We start from the raw sequence: 15,476 nt of genomic DNA on the forward strand, positions 1-15,476 counted from the left end.
TAGCATGATCGACAACCGCGTCTACACGGTCGCTGGGGCAAAGGGTGGAGTGGGGAAAACCACGACGAGCATCAACCTCGGGGCGGCACTGGCCCAGACCGGCTACTCGACAGTCACGGTCGAACTGGACCTCGCGATGGCGAACCTCGTGGACTTTCTCGAGATCGACATCGACGTGAGCGAGGCGACGACGCTCCACGACGTCCTCGCCGGCGAGGCCGACGCGAAAGCAGCCATCTACGAGACAGACACCGACCTCTCAGTGGTTCCGAGCGGGACTGACCTCGCGGGGTACGCCGGAACGGACCTCGACCGACTGTCCGAGGTCGTCGAGACGCTCCGGTGGCACCACGACGTGGTCCTCCTCGACACCCCCGCAGGCCTGAGCGAAGAGACGATGCGACCGATACAGGTGGCCGACGACGTGGTACTCGTCTCGACGCCGCGTGTGGCCTCGATACGCAACGTCAGGAACACGCTGGAGCTGGCAGACCGTGTGGACACCGACGTCCGTGGCCTCGTCTTGACGAAGTCGGGGACGGGCGCCTCACCCGGCGCCGACCGGATCGCCGACTTCCTCGACGTCGAGTTGCTCGGCCACGTCCCCGAAGACGACGCCGTGCCCCACTCCCAGGACAAGGGGTTCCCCGTGATCTCGAACGCCCCGAAAAGCGGCGCAGCCATCGCCTACCGGAAGATAGCGGGGCAACTGGTCGAAGGTCCACCGTCGCCCGACTCGACGGCCAGCAGTGTCGACGCCGCCGGGACAGACTCGGCCCGAGACGCCGGGCAGACCGACGACGCCACCGCCGGGCGGACGGTCGCACCCGAAGCGTACGGTCGGGAGACGACCGTCGGCCCCGCCGAGGCGGGACCGGACGAAGAACCGCGCCGACAGCACACGCCCGCCGACGAGACGAGTACCGACGAAGGCACTCGACCACGGGCATCGGTAACCGAGGAACCGGGGAGAGAAGGGGCGACGACCGATAGCGGCGTGGCCGACGACGACCACGCAGGCGGGCCAGCCCCCGTCGGCGGGACGAGTACCGACGAGGTGACGAAGACGGCGACTGCCGAGTCGGACGAGGCCGGCCGCTCGGCGCGAGCGCAGACGGGGGACGCCCCCGAAAGAGAGAGCGTGATGAACGACGATGACGAGGAGTCGACGGCGAACGAGAGATCGCTCGGCGCCCAGATACGGTCGCTGTTCGGGTTCTAGGCTTCGACGGCGAGGCCGGCCTCACGGAGGGCGTCGTCGGCCTCCGCGTCGTCGTGGACGACGCTGGCGACGGCCCGCGTGATCTTCTCGGGGTCCTCGTGCTGGAAGATAGACCGACCCATCGAGACGCCGGCGGCCCCGGCGTCCACCGCGCCGCGAACCATATCGAGCGTTTCCTTGTCGGTGCCCTTCGCGCCGCCGGCGATGACCACCGGGAGCGACGTGGACTCGACGACGTGCTGGAAGCTCTCGGCGTCGCCGGTATAGCCCGTCTTCACGACGTCGGACCCGAGTTCCTCCGCGAGGCGGACGGCGTGGCCGACGTACTGGTTGTAGTCGTCGGCCTCGGGATCGATGTCCGGGCCGCGGGCGTAGGCCATCGCCAGCACCGGCAAGCCGTACTTCGACGCCTCGGTTGTCAGGTCCGAGAGTGCGCTGATCTGCTCGCGCTCGTACTTGCTCCCGACGTTGATGTGGAAGGAGACGGCATCAGCGCCGGCGCGGATGGCGTCCTCGACGGTCCCGGTCCGGCGCTTGTCGTTCTCGTCCGGACCGATAGTCGTCGACCCGTTGAGGTGGACGATGTAGCCCGCGTCGTTCTTGTTCGGGTGGACGCGGTCGGCGATGCCACGCTGGGTGAGGACGGCGTCGGCCCCGCCGCGCGTGATGGCGTCGATGGTCGATTCGATGTCTTTGAGCCCCGTTACGGCGCCCATGGTGATACCGTGGTCCATCGGGACGACGACGTACTGCCCGTCTGTCCCGATGCGTTCGAGTCGTGCGCGTGTCCCTGCGTTCATGATATGCGAGAGTGTGGCAAGAGCGATTATGTGCGTTCCGGTTGCGGCCGGTTCTGTGCCCCGCGAAGTGCGCCCTGCTTGAGTTCGCGGGCCAACTGTTCCAGTTCGTCGGCTATCTCCCCGGTCGGGTCGCCGCGCTCGTAGCCCTCGGCGACGATGTCGACGAGCGCGGACCCGACGATGACGCCGTCGGCGCCCGAAGCGACGATTTCCTCGGCGTGGTTGCCGGTCTTGATGCCGAACCCGACGGCTTTGGGCACGTCCCAGTCGGAAAGCCGGGCCAGCGACGACTCGGTGGCGTCGTCCACGTCGTCGCGCGCGCCGGTGACGCCCAGACGGGCCTGCACGTAGACGTACCCCGACACCTGGTCCATCATCCGGTCGAGGCGGTCGCCCCGCGTCGTCGGCGCGACGATGAACACGAGGTCCAGTCCGAACTCGTCGCAGGCCTCGCGGAGCGGGCCGGCCTCCTCTGCGGGCAGGTCGGGGACGACGAACCCCTCGATGCCCACGTCGGCGGCTTTCTCGACGAAGGGACGGGGACCCTCCTCGCTGCCATATTGATAGATGAGGTTGTAGTAGGTCATACAGACCAGCGGCACGTCCACGTCGAGGTCTTCGACGAACTCGAAGAAGCGGTCGGGCGTCATCCCCGACTCCAGCGAGCGGACGATGGCGTCCTGAATCGTCTTCCCCTCGGCGATGGGTTCCGAGAACGGCAGGCCGAGTTCGATGACGTCGGCGCCGCCCTCGGCGAGCGCTTCGACGTACGCCAGCGAGTCCTCGTAGTTCGGGTCACCGGCGGCGAGGTACGGGACGAAGGCGGGTTCGTCCGCGAAGGCGCGTTCCAGCCCCATCAGATCCCACCTCCACCGACGCGGTTCAGGATAGACATGTCCGGCGCAATCGAGAGGTCACGCTTGCTCGTCTCCTCGATGACGGTTTCGAGGTCCTTGTCGCCGCGACCCGAGACGTTGACGACGACGGTGTCGCCCAGTTCGTCGTGATGCTCGTCTCGCGGCTCCGCCGCTCGACCGTCCGTGGCGGTCCCCGCCACGCGCTCCAGGTAGCCGAAGGCGTGCGCTGTCTCCAACGCCGGGATGACGCCCTCGTCCTGCGAGAGGCGGTGGAAGGCTTCGAGCGCCGCCTCGTCGTCGACGTTGGCCGGCGTCACGCGGCCCTCGTCGACGAGGTGGGCCAGTTCCGGGCCGACGCCGGCGTAGTCCAGTCCCGCGGAGACGGAGTGGGACTCCATAATCTGGCCGTCCGAGTCCTGCAAGAGTTTCGTCCGCGCGCCGTGGAGGACGCCCTCGTCGCCCGTCGAGAGCGTCGCGGAGTTGGGCGCGACGCCCTTCGCTTCGTCGACGGTGAGCGAGGAGCCGCCGGCCTCGACGGCCACGAGGTCGACCGACGAATCGCCGACGAACTCGGCGAACGCGCCCATCGTGTTCGACCCGCCGCCGGCACAGGCGACGACCGAATCGGGGAGGCCGCCGGTCTCCTCGATGGCCTGTTCGCGGGCCTCCTCGGAGATGACCGCTTGAAAGTCCCGGACCATCTTCGGGAACGGGTGCGGACCGACGATGCTGCCGATGACGTAGTGCGTGTTCTCGACGGTGGTCGCCCAGTCGCGCATCGTCTCCGAGATGGCTTCCTTGAGGGTTCCGCGCCCGACCGTGACGGGGTTGACCTCGGCGCCGTTGATCTTCATGCGGAAGACGTTGGGTCGCTGGCGGGCGATGTCCGTCTCGCCCATGTATATCTCACAGGGCATGTCCAGATGCGCGGCGGCCATCGCCGTCGCGGTGCCGTGCTGTCCGGCGCCCGTCTCGGCGATGATGCGCTCTTTGCCCATGTACTTCGCCAGCAGGACCTGCCCGAGCGCGTTGTTGAGTTTGTGCGCGCCGCCGTGGAGCAGGTCCTCCCGTTTGAGATAGACGTCCGTGTCGTAGCGGGCCGAGAGTTGCTCGGCGTACTGGAGCGGGGTCGGCCGACCGCCGAAGTCCGCCAGTCGCTCCCGGAACTCGTCCATGAAGCCGTCTTCGTTCTCCAGTACGTATCGTCCGTAGGCGTCGGCTAACTCCTCGATAGCCGGCATCAGCGCCTCGGGGACGTACTGTCCGCCGTACTCGCCGAACTTGGGGTCGTGTGCGTCGTCAGTACTCATGTCTGTGTCTCCGCGTCTGTCAGTCGCCGCGTGTTCTCGGCCACGTCCGAATCGCCGCCGTGGTCCATGATGGCCGACCCGACGAGCAGTGCGTCGGCGCCGGCCGCGCGCATCTGTGCGACGTCTTCTGGTGTCCCTATGCCGCTTTCCGCAATGAGGGTGACGCTATCGGGGGCCGCCATCGCCGCCCGTGGGAACGTCTCGAGGTCGACTTCCAACTTCGCCAGGTCGCGGTTGTTCACGCCGACGACGTCCGCCCCGGCGTCGACGGCCCGTTCGACCTCCTCAGCAGTGTGGGCCTCGACGAGTACCTGAAAGCCCCGTTCGCGGGCCGCCGAGAGGAGGTCTTCGAGGTCGTCGGTCCCGTCCTCCTCCAGAAAGCGAACGATGAGCAGGAGGACGTCGGCCTCGACGACGTCCAGTTGTTCCTCGTAGAGGACGAAGTCCTTCCGGAGGACGGGAACGTCGACGGCCTCGCGGACCCGTTCTAACGTCTTCGCGGACCCGCCGAAGTGGTCGGGTTCGGTCAACACCGAGAGCGCGGCCGCGCCGCCGGCGACCATCTGCTCGGCCAGTTCGACCGGGTCGTCGGTTCGCTCGCCGTCGGCGGTCGGACTCGTCGGCTTGACCTCCGCGATAATCGGGACGCGCCCGTCCGCCTCGGCCGCCGCGAAAGCGTCGGTGAGCGAGCGCGCGTCGACAGCGACTCGCTCGCCCCCACCGCCTCGCTCGCGTGCCGCCGCGAGTATCGACTCGACTTCCTGTGCCAGTCCCGCATCGGATTCCATTACTGAACATTAACGTACAGAAGTGTACATAAGTGTTGCCGTCGTCGCCGGGTGCCAATCTTGAAGACCCGACCGGCCCTCGACTCGGCCATGGAGACTCCGACGAGTGATGCAGGTATCTACGCCCGAGAATCTGCATATCTCGACCGGTTCGTCCAGTTCGGCGAGGCGGGCGAACGAGTCATCTCGCTCTCGTTTCCGAAGACGCCCGAAGCGGACAGTCAGGACGACCACCCGCTGTTGGACCGCATCGAGGACTACCTCAACGGCGCCGAGGACGACTTCGCGGACGTGACCGTCGGCCTGACGGTCCCGACCGACCAGCGAACGGTGCTCGAAGCCGTACGTGAGATTCCCTACGGCGAGGACGCCACCGTCGAGCAGATCGCCCGGATGACGCCCGGCCTGAGCGCCAGCGAGCAGGAGGACCTGACACAAGTTCGGGAGGCGCTGGCGGCGAATCCCGTTCCCCTCTTGATTCCCGACCACCGCGTGCGTGACGGCCCCAGCGCCGCCCCGCCGCCGGTCGAGCAGAAGTTGCGGGCCGTCGAGGGGCGCTGACGCCGCGAATCGAAGTACTGTAGTCCGGCCCACGAGCAGCGTCGCCCGATGGCCGGTATCACGACCGTCCTTTTCGACCTCGACGAGACGCTGTGTGACCAGCGCCGCCATGGCCGGGCCGTTCTCTCCGAGGCCTTCTCGTGGTGCGGACTCGACCCGTTCTTCACCTGGGACGAGTACGTCGCGGCAGTCCACACTGTCGGCGGGACCGAGAGCGATGTCCGCCGGCGAGAGCAGTGTTTCGAGCGCCTGGCCGAAGCGGACGGCCGCGACCGGGCCGTGGGTCGCCGGCTGGCGTACGTCTACGAGGGGCTCCGGGATTACAGCGACGTGGCGTACATCAACGGCGCGGAAGACGCGCTTGACTCGCTCGCCGACGAGTACCGTCTGGGACTCGTGACCAACGGCGGACCGGACACGCAGTCGCCGAAGATAGACGCACTGGGCCTCCGAACGCTGATGGAGACGGTCGTGCTGGCGGGGTGGGAGACGCCGGCCAAGCCCGACCCGGAGCCGCTCGACGTCGCGATGGCCGACCTCGGAGTCGGCCCCGACGAGACCGTCTACGTCGGAAACTCGGCGCGAAGCGACGTCGCGGCGGCCGAGGCCGCCGGCGTGACGAGCGTGTTGGTGCCCGACGGAGCGCGGCCGGAGGAGTCCGCCGCCGACCACGTTCTCGATTCGATTACGGCGCTGCGGTCGGCGCCGTGGCGGGCCTGACGGTCACTCAGGAAACCGACAGCCGGTCGACGCCCAGCCCCTCGTGGACGACCAGTTCCAGCGCGTTCACGAGGTAGTGGGCGACGACGACCGCGAGCAGGCTGTCCGTGAGGACGAACAGCACCGCCAGCGCCGAGCCGAGGGCGCCCGTGACGACGATGCCCGCGCGTCCCTGTGCGCCGTGGCCGAGGGCGAACGCCACCGACGAGACGAGAACCATGGCCCACGCGGGCGCGCCCAGACCGGCGACGGGGACGCCGATGGCCGCCGCGCGGAAGAGGAGTTCCTCCACGACGGCTATCGTCGGTAAGATCAGTCCGAGCAGGACCACCCACCCGCCGAGCGAATCGGGCGCGAGCAGTTCCCGGAGCGACTCGTCGAAGGCGATACCGAACCCGTCGGCTATCACCGCCGCGAGTTCGTTGCCGACCCAGAACCCGACGCCGGCGGCGACGCCGAGGCCGAGCGCCGGCAGCCCCGTCGAAAGTGCGGCGTCCGTGACGCCGAACGCCGAGGGCGGTATTTGGAAGTAGAACGCCCCACCCACGAGGAGCGCGCCGAACAGCCCCTGTGTGAGCGCGACGTTGGCAAGCAACGCGCCGGCCGAGACCTCGTCGGGTGAGAGTTGCGTTTCGAGATGCGCGCGTCGGCGTGCGACCTCCGGCGTCTCGAAGCGCGGAATCGTCGGGTCCCGCGGCCCGTCCGACTCGGTGCCGCCGAAGCCGTCGATGCGGGCGGTTGCGCCGTCGTTACCGGGGAGCGCGCGCTGTGAGAGTCGTGCGAGCGCGAGCAGCGCGGTTAAAAGGAGTCCCGTCAGGCCGACGAAGGCGGCCCACTGGGGCATCTACTGCGGGCTGGGACTGCCGCTACCCTGTCGCCCGACGTCGTGTTCGAGCGCCTTGCCCGTGATAGACTTGAGGCGGTCGACCAGCGAGTCCTTCTCGGGTTCGCCGGCGAGGGCGACCTCCAGCACTTCGGAGATGTGCGAGACCGGAACGATCTCGACCATGTCCTCGTACTCCTCTTCGATCATCACGTCCTGCGTGTTGGCCTCGGGGATGATGATCGTCTCCAGACCGGCCTTCGCGGCGGCCTCTATCTTGTGCGTGACGCCGCCGACCGGGAGGACGTCACCGCGTACGGAGAGAGACCCCGTCATGGCGATGTCCTGCTCGACCGGGACGTCCTCTAGCGCGGAGATGACCGCGGTGGCGACGGTGATGGAGGCGGAGTCGCCGTCGACGCCGCCCTCACCGGCCTGCACGAACTGGATGTGGACGTCCTTCTCGGAGATGTCCTCGTCGCTGAACTTCTTGATGATGGCCGAGACGTTTTGCACTGCTTCCTCGGCCATCTCCTGCAGTTGGCCGGTCGCGATGACCTGTCCGGGGCCCTGCGAGGGCGTCACTTCTGCCATCACGGGGAGGACGATACCGCTGTCCTCGCCCATGACCGCGAGGCCGTTGACGCGGCCGACGACGTCGCCCTCGTTGACGGTGAGTTCGTAGTCCTTGCGGCGCTCGATGTAGTTGTCCGCGAGCTGTTGCTCGATGGACCGGGAGCGACGCTTGGCCTGTAAGACGTCCTCGCGCGTGGTGAAGTCCTTGTCCTCGGCGCGGGCGATGTCGCCGGCGACGCGGACGAGGCCACCGAGGTCACGGAACTTCAGGGTGAGATGGCCCTTCCGGCCCGCGCGGCGGCGGGCTTCGAGGATGATCTCTTGGACAGCCTCCTCGGTGAAGTGGGGCAGGCGGCCGTCGTTCTCGACTTCCTGTGCGACGAACCGGGTGTACTTCCGGCGCATCTCCGGGTCGTCCTCGATGGTGTCGTCCATGTACACCTCGTAGCCGTACCCCTTGATACGGGAGCGCAGCGCGGGGTGCATGTTCTCCATCGCGTCGAGGTTCCCCGCGGCGATCATGATGAAGTCACACGGGACCGGTTCGGTCTGGACCATCGCACCGGAGGAGCGCTCGGACTGGCCGGTGATGCCGAACTCGCCCTCCTGGATGGCCGTCATCAGCTTCTGCTGGCTGCGGATGTCCAGCGTGTTGATCTCGTCGACGAACAGCACGCCCTTGTTGGCCTTGTGGATGGCGCCGGGTTCGACGCGGTCGTGGCTCGGCGTCTCCATCCCGCCGGACTGGAACGGGTCGTGCCGGACGTCGCCCAGCAGCGCGCCGGCGTGGGCGCCGGTCGCGTCCTCGAACGGGGCGGTCTTCTGGCTGGCGTTGTTGACCAGCAGGTTCGGAATCATGGCGTCGCTGCCGCGGGAACCGTAGCGGAAGGCGAGATAGATGACCCCGGCCGCGAGGATGCCCAGCAACAACTGCTGGACGATGATCAGCGAGTACCCCATCACGATGGCGATGATGATCCACATCAGGAAGGTCCGCATCTGGTTGCGCTTGCGGGCCTCCTCTTTGTGGGCCTCGACTATCTGTTCACCCTTGCCGCCGGGCACGGTGCGGACTTTCGGCTCGTTGCCGTCGTCTGGATTGTGGTAGACGAGCACGTCCTGCAGTTCCTCGCGCGGGAGTAACTGGCTCATCGCCTTCGCGAGCATCGATTTGCCCGTCCCGGGCGAGCCGATCATCATCACGTGGCGGCGCTGCTTTGCCGCTTTCTTGATGACGTCGCGTGCGTGGTCCTGCCCGATGACCTGGTCTACGAGACGCTCTGGCACCTCTATCTCCGCGGTCGAGTCGATATCGAGACCGCCGAGTAGGTTCTCCTCGTCGTCCTGGAGGCCGGATTCTCCCTCCACCTCGACGTCGCTGCCGAGAGTCGTATCCGACGTTGCTCCGTCCCCGTTCGTGGGCTCGTCGACCGATGGCTCGGACGGCTGCTCGTCGGTCGTCTCGTGACCGTCGCCCGTCGTGGCCTCGTCGGCGTCCTCGCTCTCCCGGTCGGGGTCGGGAGCCGCGTCAGTGTCGGTGTTGTCGCTCATACAAACGTTGCTAACACTCGGTTGGAAGGACTGTCGACTGATATACTTTCTCCCCGCGACCGACCTTGCCACACCCCCATAACCGCCAGAAGGCGTCGGGGTAAGCGGTTCCGAACCCGTGGCCCGTGGACCGTCGTCGGGTTTATCAAACCACCCACCACACACTCGGGTATGCGAGGGTTCTACATCGGTCGCTTCCAGCCGTACCACGACGGCCACCACGCGATGGTCGGTCGCATCGCCGACGAGGTGGACGAACTCGTCTTGGGCATCGGCAGCGCCGACGACTCACACACGACCCACGACCCGTTCACGGCCGGCGAGCGCATCATGATGATAACGAAGGCGGTGAAAGACTTCGATCTCACTACCTACGTCGTCCCGTTGGAGGACATCAACCGCAACGCCGTCTGGGTGAGCCACGTCGAGAGCATGTGCCCGGACTTCGACGTGGCGTACTCGAACAACCCGCTGGTGGTTCGCCTGTTCGAGGAAAGCGGCATCGAGGTGCGCCAATCGCCCATGTTCGACCGGGACCGATTGGAGGGGTCGGAGATACGCGAGCGGATGATAGCCGACGAGTCGTGGCGGGACCGCGTCCCCGACCCCGTCGTCGACACCATCGAGGAGATAAACGGCATCAAACGGCTCCAGCACGTCTCCGATTCGGACTCGCTGGACCGCTATACGGCCGAGGACGAGGCCGTCGACGAACCGGCCATCGGCGACGAGGGATGATCACGCTCAGTTCCGACTTCGGGTCGCCCTACCCGGCGGCGATGAAGGGCGTCATCTGCCGGGAGAGCGACGCCCGAATCGAAGACATTGCACACGACTTTCCCCGGCAGAACGTTCGGACGGCGGCGTTCTGGCTGACGCAGACGCTCCCGTACTTCCCGCCGGCCGTCCACTGCGTGGTCGTCGACCCCGGCGTCGGTACGGACCGGGACGCTATCGTCGTCCGCGCGGGCGGGCACGCGCTCGTGGGCCCGGACAACGGCGTCCTCCTCCCGGTGGCCCGCGAACTGACCGACGAGGAGTTCGAGGCGTTCACGTGGGCCTACGACGACCCGCCGAGCACGACGTTCCACGGCCGTGACGTGTTCGCACCCGCGGCGGCACGGGTCCACGACGCCGGTGTCGACGCGCTCGAAACGCTCGAGGAGACCACGCCGACGAACGAGTACGTGGACCTGCAGTTCCCCGACCCTGCCGTCTCGGACGGCGGCGCGACGGGCGAGGTGCTGGTCGTCGACGACTTCGGGAACGCCATCACGAACGTCCCGGGCGCGGTCCTCGAAGCGCAGTTCGGCGGGACCGTCACCGTCGACGGCGCGTCCGTCCCGGTAAGGCGAGCCTACGCCGCCGTCGAGGCCGGTACTCGTCTCGTCACGGTCGGAAGCCACGGAAACGTCGAACTCGCGGTCAACCGTGGCCGGGGCGACGACGCCTTCGGTGTGGGGGTCGGCGAGAGCGTCGAACTCGGCTGGTGAGGCGAACTCGTTCGGTCTGTCATGGTTTAGGCTAGCCGAAAAACCGACGGGTTCAAGTGTTTTAGGCCGGCCTAATCAGTCGTATGCCGGAACGACGAGACCTGTTGAAGACTGTAGGGGTGGCCGCGAGCGGTCTGCTCGCCGGGTGTCCCGGAACGAACTCGACGCCGAAACAGCGATCGACGGACGACAAGGAGAGTGGGGGCGGTCAGCAGGCCGCCGTCGGTCCGACGACCGCCGTCGCGGCGGAGTGGAACGTCTACCGGTCCCGCCTGTTCGACGCCGTGGCGCTCGGCCGCGCCGGTTTCCCCGGTGCCGGCGCCAGCGTCGCACAGTCGGTGTTCGCCCGGTTCGAGGGGGCCAACGGCGAATACGGCGCGCACGAACGTCTCGAATCGACGTCCGAATCGGCCTACGGCGGCTTCGAGGACCGACTCGGTGCTGTCCAGTCGGCGCTCGCCGAGGGCGACGTCGAGGGCGCGACCGACGCCGCAAGCGACGCCGCCGACAGCCTCCAGACGGCCCAGCAGGCCACGGCCGGCCAGGGGGGCGCTCGCGCACTCGACATCCTGTGGCTCGGGTCGCGCGCGGCGAACGCCGAACTCGCTGCCCGCGTCGGCGCCTTCGGGGCGGCCAGCAGTATCGCCGAGTCGACGATGATCGCCTTCGAGGACGGACTGGTCTACGGGGCACTCGAATCGAGCGACAGCGAGGCCTACGAGGCCTTCGAGGGCGCACTCGACGACATCGGTGCGGCCGCAGGTAGCGAGGACGCCGGTGGAGTCACGGAGCAGGCCCGCGCTGCGCTCGACGCCGCGGTACAGGGTGCGTACTCGCTCGCGCCCGACGAGCGAATCGCCCACGCCGGGCATCTCGCGGCGATGCAAGCCCGCGGCTGGGACGCGGCGGCGCTTACGGCCGCCGGCGGGCCGGGCACGGACTACGCCCACGCGGCGACGCTCAACACCTACCGCACCCGCGTGTACGACGCGGCGTGGCTGGCCCGCCGCGGCGAGACGGACACTGCCGCGACGATGATCGAAGACGTCTTCGCACACTTCGAGGGCGCGGCCGCCCACGACGCCTTCGAGGCGGCCGACGGCGAGGCCTACGAAGGGTTCGAGTCGGGGCTCTCCGACCTCACTACGGCCATCGAGAACGGGGACTCGGAGGGCATCGAGCGCGCCGTCGAGACGGTGGACTCGAACCTCGTGACCGGCGTCGAGGCGCTCGCCGGCGAGTCCGCCCCCGTGCTCCAGTCGGGCTTCTTCAAGGCCCGCTTCGCGGACGCGCGCGAACTGTACCGACAGGACGAGAACGCGCAGGCCGCGGCCGTCGCCGAGGCCCTGTTCGCCCGGTTCGAGAACGACGAACTCGGCTTCCACGAGACGCTCGAAGGCGCGAGCGAAGACCTCTATCACGCCTTCGAGGAGGAGCATCTCGCCGGCCTCCAGACCGCCTACGAGGAAGGGGACGACGACGCCGTCGCGACCCACCACGAGGGCGTCCGCTCGGCGCTCCTGTCCTTCGAGGAGACCACCAGTCCCGCGCTCGCGAGCGGGTCCGGCGCGACGTACATGCAGGCGCTCGCATTCGACGCCGCCGCCGTCGACGCGCTCGGGGCCGACAGTCGGGCCGCCGACCGCGGCCGGCAGGCACTCTCCTTCTTCGAATCGGGCGCCGCCGGCTACCACGAAGCCCTCGAAGACGCCGACGAGGCGCTGTACGGCCGCTTCGAGGACGAGGCGCTGGCCGGCGTCGTCTCCGCCGCGGAGAACGACGGCGACGTGTACGCGGCCGCGAAGACGTTCTACGCGGCCGCGCTGGACTCCGTCTCGACAATCGTCGCCGCCAGCGGCGGGAGCGACACCGGCGCACCGGCCGTGGCGAGCGACGTGTTCGCCACGTTCGAGGAAGCGGCGGTCCACGACGCACTGGAGAGCGCTGACGCAGCGGCGTACGAGAGCTTCGAGAGCGCGCTGAACAGCTACATCGAGGGACTGGAGGCCGGCGAGGCGAACCCCGCGGCGTTCGCAGCCGCGACGCGGACCGCACAGTTCGCCGTCGTCGGCGCGAGCGACGCCGCACCCAGCGGTGCCGCTGGCGGCACGAGCGAGGGTAAACCCGAGACCGAGACGTCGCTCTCCGGCGGCCCGAACGTGGTCGAGGGCGTCCCCGAGGACGCCGACCACGTGGTCGACATGACGGCCGTCGCCTACGACCCCGAGAACCTGACCGTCAGCGTCGGCGACAAAGTGGCGTGGACGCACGTCGGCGGGGAGCCCCACTCCGTCACGGCCTACGAGGAGGAACTGCCCGACGGTGCGACCTACTGGGCCTCCGGCGGCTTCGAGAGCGAGTCGGCCGCCCGCGAGGGCTGGGAGAACGGCGAGGGGGCCGTCCAGTCCGGCCAGAGCTACGTCCACACCTTCGAGACGGTCGGCGAACACGGCTACGTCTGCATCCCCCACGAGGCCGCCGGGATGGAGGGGACCGTCGTCGTCGAGGAGTGAGCGACCGCGTGTCGGTGTGCCGGCCGACCGATACGTTTTAGTGTTTTAGGCCCACCTAAACAAACACATGGTGAACCTGCCGGCACGGTGGCAGTCGAACAGGCGCCGCCCGAGCGACGAGAGGGTCGCCACCTGCCAGCCGACGGTCCCAGACCGAGCGATGGGAGGTGTTCGCTGAACTCATCGGAGTACCCCGTTCCGACCTTCGCGGCGACGGCTACCGTGGGCACGGTTCGTCGGTCCGACCGGACCGGCGGCGTCGCCGCACCACGAGTTCCGACTCGTGTCTGTCCCATTTTCATTCGCTGTCCCAGCGATTTCGGGCGTCGACTCGACGCCCAGTACTCGTTCCACGACTTCCTCGACGGTCAGTTCTTCGAGCAACACGTGCCTGCAAAAAATCGGCCGGTCTGTCGTCACGAACGACCGCGTTACGGCCGTCGGGTCGACTCGAAGTCTCGTCGACGTAGGCCCTCGGGCCAGAACCCTCGGGTGTCTAACTCGCGGCGATGCCGCTCGTGATCGAGGTCGCGAGCGACCTCGCTAGCTCGACGAGATGACGTCGTCGATGCGGACGATCATCGTCGACGCCTCGGTCGCGGAGTCGATGGCCTCGCGCTTGACCGCGGCGGGGTCTAAGATGCCGTACTCGACGGGGTCGCCGATGACGCCCGTCTGGCCCTCGCTGATGACGCCGGCGATGCCCTCGCTCTCGTGTTCCGAGCGGAGGTCGACGAGCGCGTCGATGGCGTCGAGACCCGTGTTCTCCGCGAGCGTGCGGGGGAGGACGTCGACGGCGTCGGCGAACGCTTCGACGGCGAGCTGTTTGCGGCCCTCGATGGACGCCGCCGTCGAACGGATGTGGTCCGCGATGGCGATTTCGGTCGCACCGGCACCGGGGACGACGCCACCGGCGTCGAGCGCGGCGACGACGACGTCGAGCGCGTCGTTGAGCGCGCGCTCGATCTCGTCGACGACGTGGTCGGTCGAACCGCGGGCGAAGACGGTCACCGACTCGGCGGCCGCCCCGCCCTGGATGAAGGTGACTTCCTCGTCACCGTGCTTCTGGACGCTGATGCTGTCGGCGTGGCCCAGTGCGCCCTCGTCGAGTGCGTCGACGGAGCCGAGTCGCTTCGCACCGGTCGTCTCGACGACGTCTTTCGCGGTCGAGGAGCTGACGCTCTCGACGGCGAGGACGCCGGCCTTCGCGAGCTGGGAGGCGACGCGGTCCGCGACGTCGTCCGTGACGAAGACGACGTCGGCACCGGAGTCGACGACGGCCTGCGCGTAGCCGCGGAGTTCCTCCTCCTCGGCGTCGAGCGCGGCGTTGAGCTGGTCGACGTTGGTGACGTTGTACTCGGCGTCGACGTTGCTCTCGCGGACGTCGAGTTCGGCGTCGATGACGGCGACGCTCGCGTCTTCGACCGAGGTGGGCATGTTGTCGTGGACAGGGGTGTCGTCGATGATGACGCCCTCGACGAGCTCCGTCGCGGACGTGGCCGCACCCGTCTGGGTGTGGACCTCGATGCTGTCGCGGACGACGCCGTTGTCGGTCTTGGCGTGGCGGACGGCCTCGACGACGACCTCGGCGAGGCGGTGGGCGTCGACGTCGCCGGTGCCCTTCCCGGTCATCGAGGACTCGGCGACTTCGACGAGCGTGTCGTCGTCGAGGTCGACGTCGAGCACTTCCTCGTCGATGGCTTCCTGCGCCAGCTGGGAGGCCTCGTGGTACCCCTCGACGATGGTCGTCGGGTGGACGTCGTCGTCGAGCAGGTCCTCGGCCTTCGCGAGCAGTTCGCCGGCCAGTACGGACGCCGTCGTCGTGCCGTCGCCGACCTCGTCCTCTTGGGTCTCGGCGACTTCGACGATCATCTGTGCGGCCGGGTGCTCGATATCCATCTCCGAGAGGATGGTGGCGCCGTCGTTCGTGATGACGACGTCGCCGCTGTCGGAGACGAGCATCTTGTCCATGCCGCGGGGGCCGAGCGTGGTACGTACCGATTCGCTGACGGCCTTTCCGGCGGAGATGTTCGACGACTGTGCGTCCTTTCCGTGTGTGCGCTGGGCGTCCTCGTCGAGAATGAAGAGGGGCTGGCCGCCCATGCGTCGCTGGCCAGATGACATAGCTGTGTAACCTCACCTAAATCATCGTAAGCGGTTCTATATAAAGCTTTTGAAGGTGCGCCCCATCGAGACCGCACGCGACCCGCAGACGAGACACCGATACACCGGTCTTCTCGGCGTCTGTTGGCCGCGAACGGC

At 68.0% G+C, this 15,476-nt stretch carries 13 protein-coding genes; 6 read left to right on the plus strand and 7 right to left on the minus strand.

The features are described from left to right. The first annotated feature begins 4 nt into the window (after positions 1–4). Entirely contained in the window at positions 5–1,222 is a 1,218-nt protein-coding gene (locus NDI85_RS06505) for a P-loop NTPase (RefSeq protein ID WP_310915299.1), read from the plus strand. On the opposite strand, the gene NDI85_RS06510 is transcribed toward NDI85_RS06505, so the two are convergent. Genes NDI85_RS06510 through trpC form a run of 4 tightly spaced genes read right to left on the minus strand, consistent with a single transcriptional unit; the run spans position 1,219 to position 4,977 of the window. Further along, positions 1,219–2,022: a 2-amino-3,7-dideoxy-D-threo-hept-6-ulosonate synthase gene (locus NDI85_RS06510; RefSeq protein WP_166968585.1), complete on the minus strand. Its 804-nt coding sequence runs from the start codon at positions 2,020–2,022 to the stop codon at positions 1,219–1,221. The two genes, NDI85_RS06505 and NDI85_RS06510, sit on opposite strands and share 4 nt — an antisense overlap. 26 nt (positions 2,023–2,048) lie before the next feature. Further along, the gene (gene trpA / locus NDI85_RS06515; protein WP_310915300.1) at positions 2,049–2,879 is read right to left on the minus strand and encodes a tryptophan synthase subunit alpha; all 831 of its coding nucleotides are present in this window, start codon (positions 2,877–2,879) and stop codon (positions 2,049–2,051) included. Continuing rightward, positions 2,879–4,189 carry a tryptophan synthase subunit beta gene (gene trpB, locus NDI85_RS06520; RefSeq protein ID WP_188993596.1) on the minus strand — a complete coding sequence of 437 codons (1,311 nt, stop codon included), beginning with the start codon at positions 4,187–4,189 and terminating at the stop codon, positions 2,879–2,881. The genes trpA and trpB overlap by 1 nt, the downstream gene beginning before the upstream one ends. Beyond that, entirely contained in the window at positions 4,186–4,977 is a 792-nt protein-coding gene (gene trpC, locus NDI85_RS06525; RefSeq protein WP_310915301.1) for an indole-3-glycerol phosphate synthase, read from the minus strand. Before trpC ends, trpB begins: the two co-directional genes overlap by 4 nt. 90 nt (positions 4,978–5,067) lie before the next feature. Between trpC and NDI85_RS06530 the strand changes: the two genes are divergently transcribed. Together NDI85_RS06530 and NDI85_RS06535 are read left to right on the plus strand one after the other, a co-directional pair. Next, entirely contained in the window at positions 5,068–5,538 is a 471-nt protein-coding gene (locus NDI85_RS06530; protein ID WP_166968577.1) for a methylated-DNA--[protein]-cysteine S-methyltransferase, read from the plus strand. A 48-nt stretch (positions 5,539–5,586) separates the two neighbouring features. Further along, complete coding sequence (locus NDI85_RS06535; RefSeq protein WP_310915302.1) at positions 5,587–6,258, plus strand: HAD-IA family hydrolase; 672 nt, start codon at positions 5,587–5,589, stop codon at positions 6,256–6,258. 7 nt (positions 6,259–6,265) lie between these two features. Here the strand turns inward: NDI85_RS06535 and NDI85_RS06540 are convergent, their stop codons facing one another. Together NDI85_RS06540 and lonB are read right to left on the minus strand one after the other, a co-directional pair. Further along, positions 6,266–7,102, minus strand: a complete 837-nt coding sequence (locus NDI85_RS06540; protein WP_310915303.1) for a CPBP family intramembrane glutamic endopeptidase — start codon at positions 7,100–7,102, stop codon at positions 6,266–6,268. After that, the gene (gene lonB, locus NDI85_RS06545) at positions 7,103–9,208 is read right to left on the minus strand and encodes an ATP-dependent protease LonB (protein WP_188993588.1); all 2,106 of its coding nucleotides are present in this window, start codon (positions 9,206–9,208) and stop codon (positions 7,103–7,105) included. 171 nt (positions 9,209–9,379) lie between these two features. Here lonB and NDI85_RS06550 point away from each other — a divergent pair, with 171 nt between their 5' ends. The 3 genes from NDI85_RS06550 to NDI85_RS06560 all read left to right on the plus strand — a co-directional run bounded on the left by NDI85_RS06550 (position 9,380) and on the right by NDI85_RS06560 (position 13,214). Further along, a complete protein-coding gene (locus tag NDI85_RS06550) occupies positions 9,380–9,946 on the plus strand; it encodes a nicotinamide-nucleotide adenylyltransferase (protein WP_166968569.1) in 567 nt (188 codons plus the stop codon). After that, positions 9,943–10,701 carry an SAM-dependent chlorinase/fluorinase gene (locus NDI85_RS06555; protein ID WP_310915304.1) on the plus strand — a complete coding sequence of 253 codons (759 nt, stop codon included), beginning with the start codon at positions 9,943–9,945 and terminating at the stop codon, positions 10,699–10,701. The genes NDI85_RS06550 and NDI85_RS06555 overlap by 4 nt, the downstream gene beginning before the upstream one ends. Before the next feature lie 83 nt (positions 10,702–10,784). Then, on the plus strand, positions 10,785–13,214 hold the full coding sequence (locus tag NDI85_RS06560) for a DUF5059 domain-containing protein (RefSeq protein WP_310915305.1): 2,430 nt from the start codon (positions 10,785–10,787) through the stop codon (positions 13,212–13,214). Between the two features lie 543 nt (positions 13,215–13,757). Here the strand turns inward: NDI85_RS06560 and thsA are convergent. Continuing rightward, positions 13,758–15,317 (minus strand): thermosome subunit alpha, encoded by a 1,560-nt coding sequence (gene thsA / locus NDI85_RS06565; protein ID WP_310915531.1) that lies wholly within the window; start codon positions 15,315–15,317, stop codon positions 13,758–13,760. Between the last annotated feature and the right edge of the window lie 159 nt (positions 15,318–15,476).

The organism is Haloarcula sp. S1AR25-4, assembly GCF_031624555.1.
GTDB lineage: Archaea > Halobacteriota > Halobacteria > Halobacteriales > Haloarculaceae > Haloarcula > Haloarcula pellucida.

Bases quoted from the DNA above. Each gene is read 5' to 3' on its own strand.
- NDI85_RS06505 (WP_310915299.1), top strand. From the start codon at position 5: ATGATCGACAACCGCGTCTACACGGTCGCTGGGGCAAAGGGTGGAGTG.
- NDI85_RS06510 (WP_166968585.1), bottom strand. From the start codon at position 2,022: ATGAACGCAGGGACACGCGCACGACTCGAACGCATCGGGACAGACGGG.
- trpA (WP_310915300.1), bottom strand. From the start codon at position 2,879: ATGGGGCTGGAACGCGCCTTCGCGGACGAACCCGCCTTCGTCCCGTAC.
- trpB (WP_188993596.1), bottom strand. From the start codon at position 4,189: ATGAGTACTGACGACGCACACGACCCCAAGTTCGGCGAGTACGGCGGA.
- trpC (WP_310915301.1), bottom strand. From the start codon at position 4,977: ATGGAATCCGATGCGGGACTGGCACAGGAAGTCGAGTCGATACTCGCG.
- NDI85_RS06530 (WP_166968577.1), top strand. From the start codon at position 5,068: ATGGAGACTCCGACGAGTGATGCAGGTATCTACGCCCGAGAATCTGCA.
- NDI85_RS06535 (WP_310915302.1), top strand. From the start codon at position 5,587: ATGGCCGGTATCACGACCGTCCTTTTCGACCTCGACGAGACGCTGTGT.
- NDI85_RS06540 (WP_310915303.1), bottom strand. From the start codon at position 7,102: ATGCCCCAGTGGGCCGCCTTCGTCGGCCTGACGGGACTCCTTTTAACC.
- lonB (WP_188993588.1), bottom strand. From the start codon at position 9,208: ATGAGCGACAACACCGACACTGACGCGGCTCCCGACCCCGACCGGGAG.
- NDI85_RS06550 (WP_166968569.1), top strand. From the start codon at position 9,380: ATGCGAGGGTTCTACATCGGTCGCTTCCAGCCGTACCACGACGGCCAC.
- NDI85_RS06555 (WP_310915304.1), top strand. From the start codon at position 9,943: ATGATCACGCTCAGTTCCGACTTCGGGTCGCCCTACCCGGCGGCGATG.
- NDI85_RS06560 (WP_310915305.1), top strand. From the start codon at position 10,785: ATGCCGGAACGACGAGACCTGTTGAAGACTGTAGGGGTGGCCGCGAGC.
- thsA (WP_310915531.1), bottom strand. From the start codon at position 15,317: ATGGGCGGCCAGCCCCTCTTCATTCTCGACGAGGACGCCCAGCGCACA.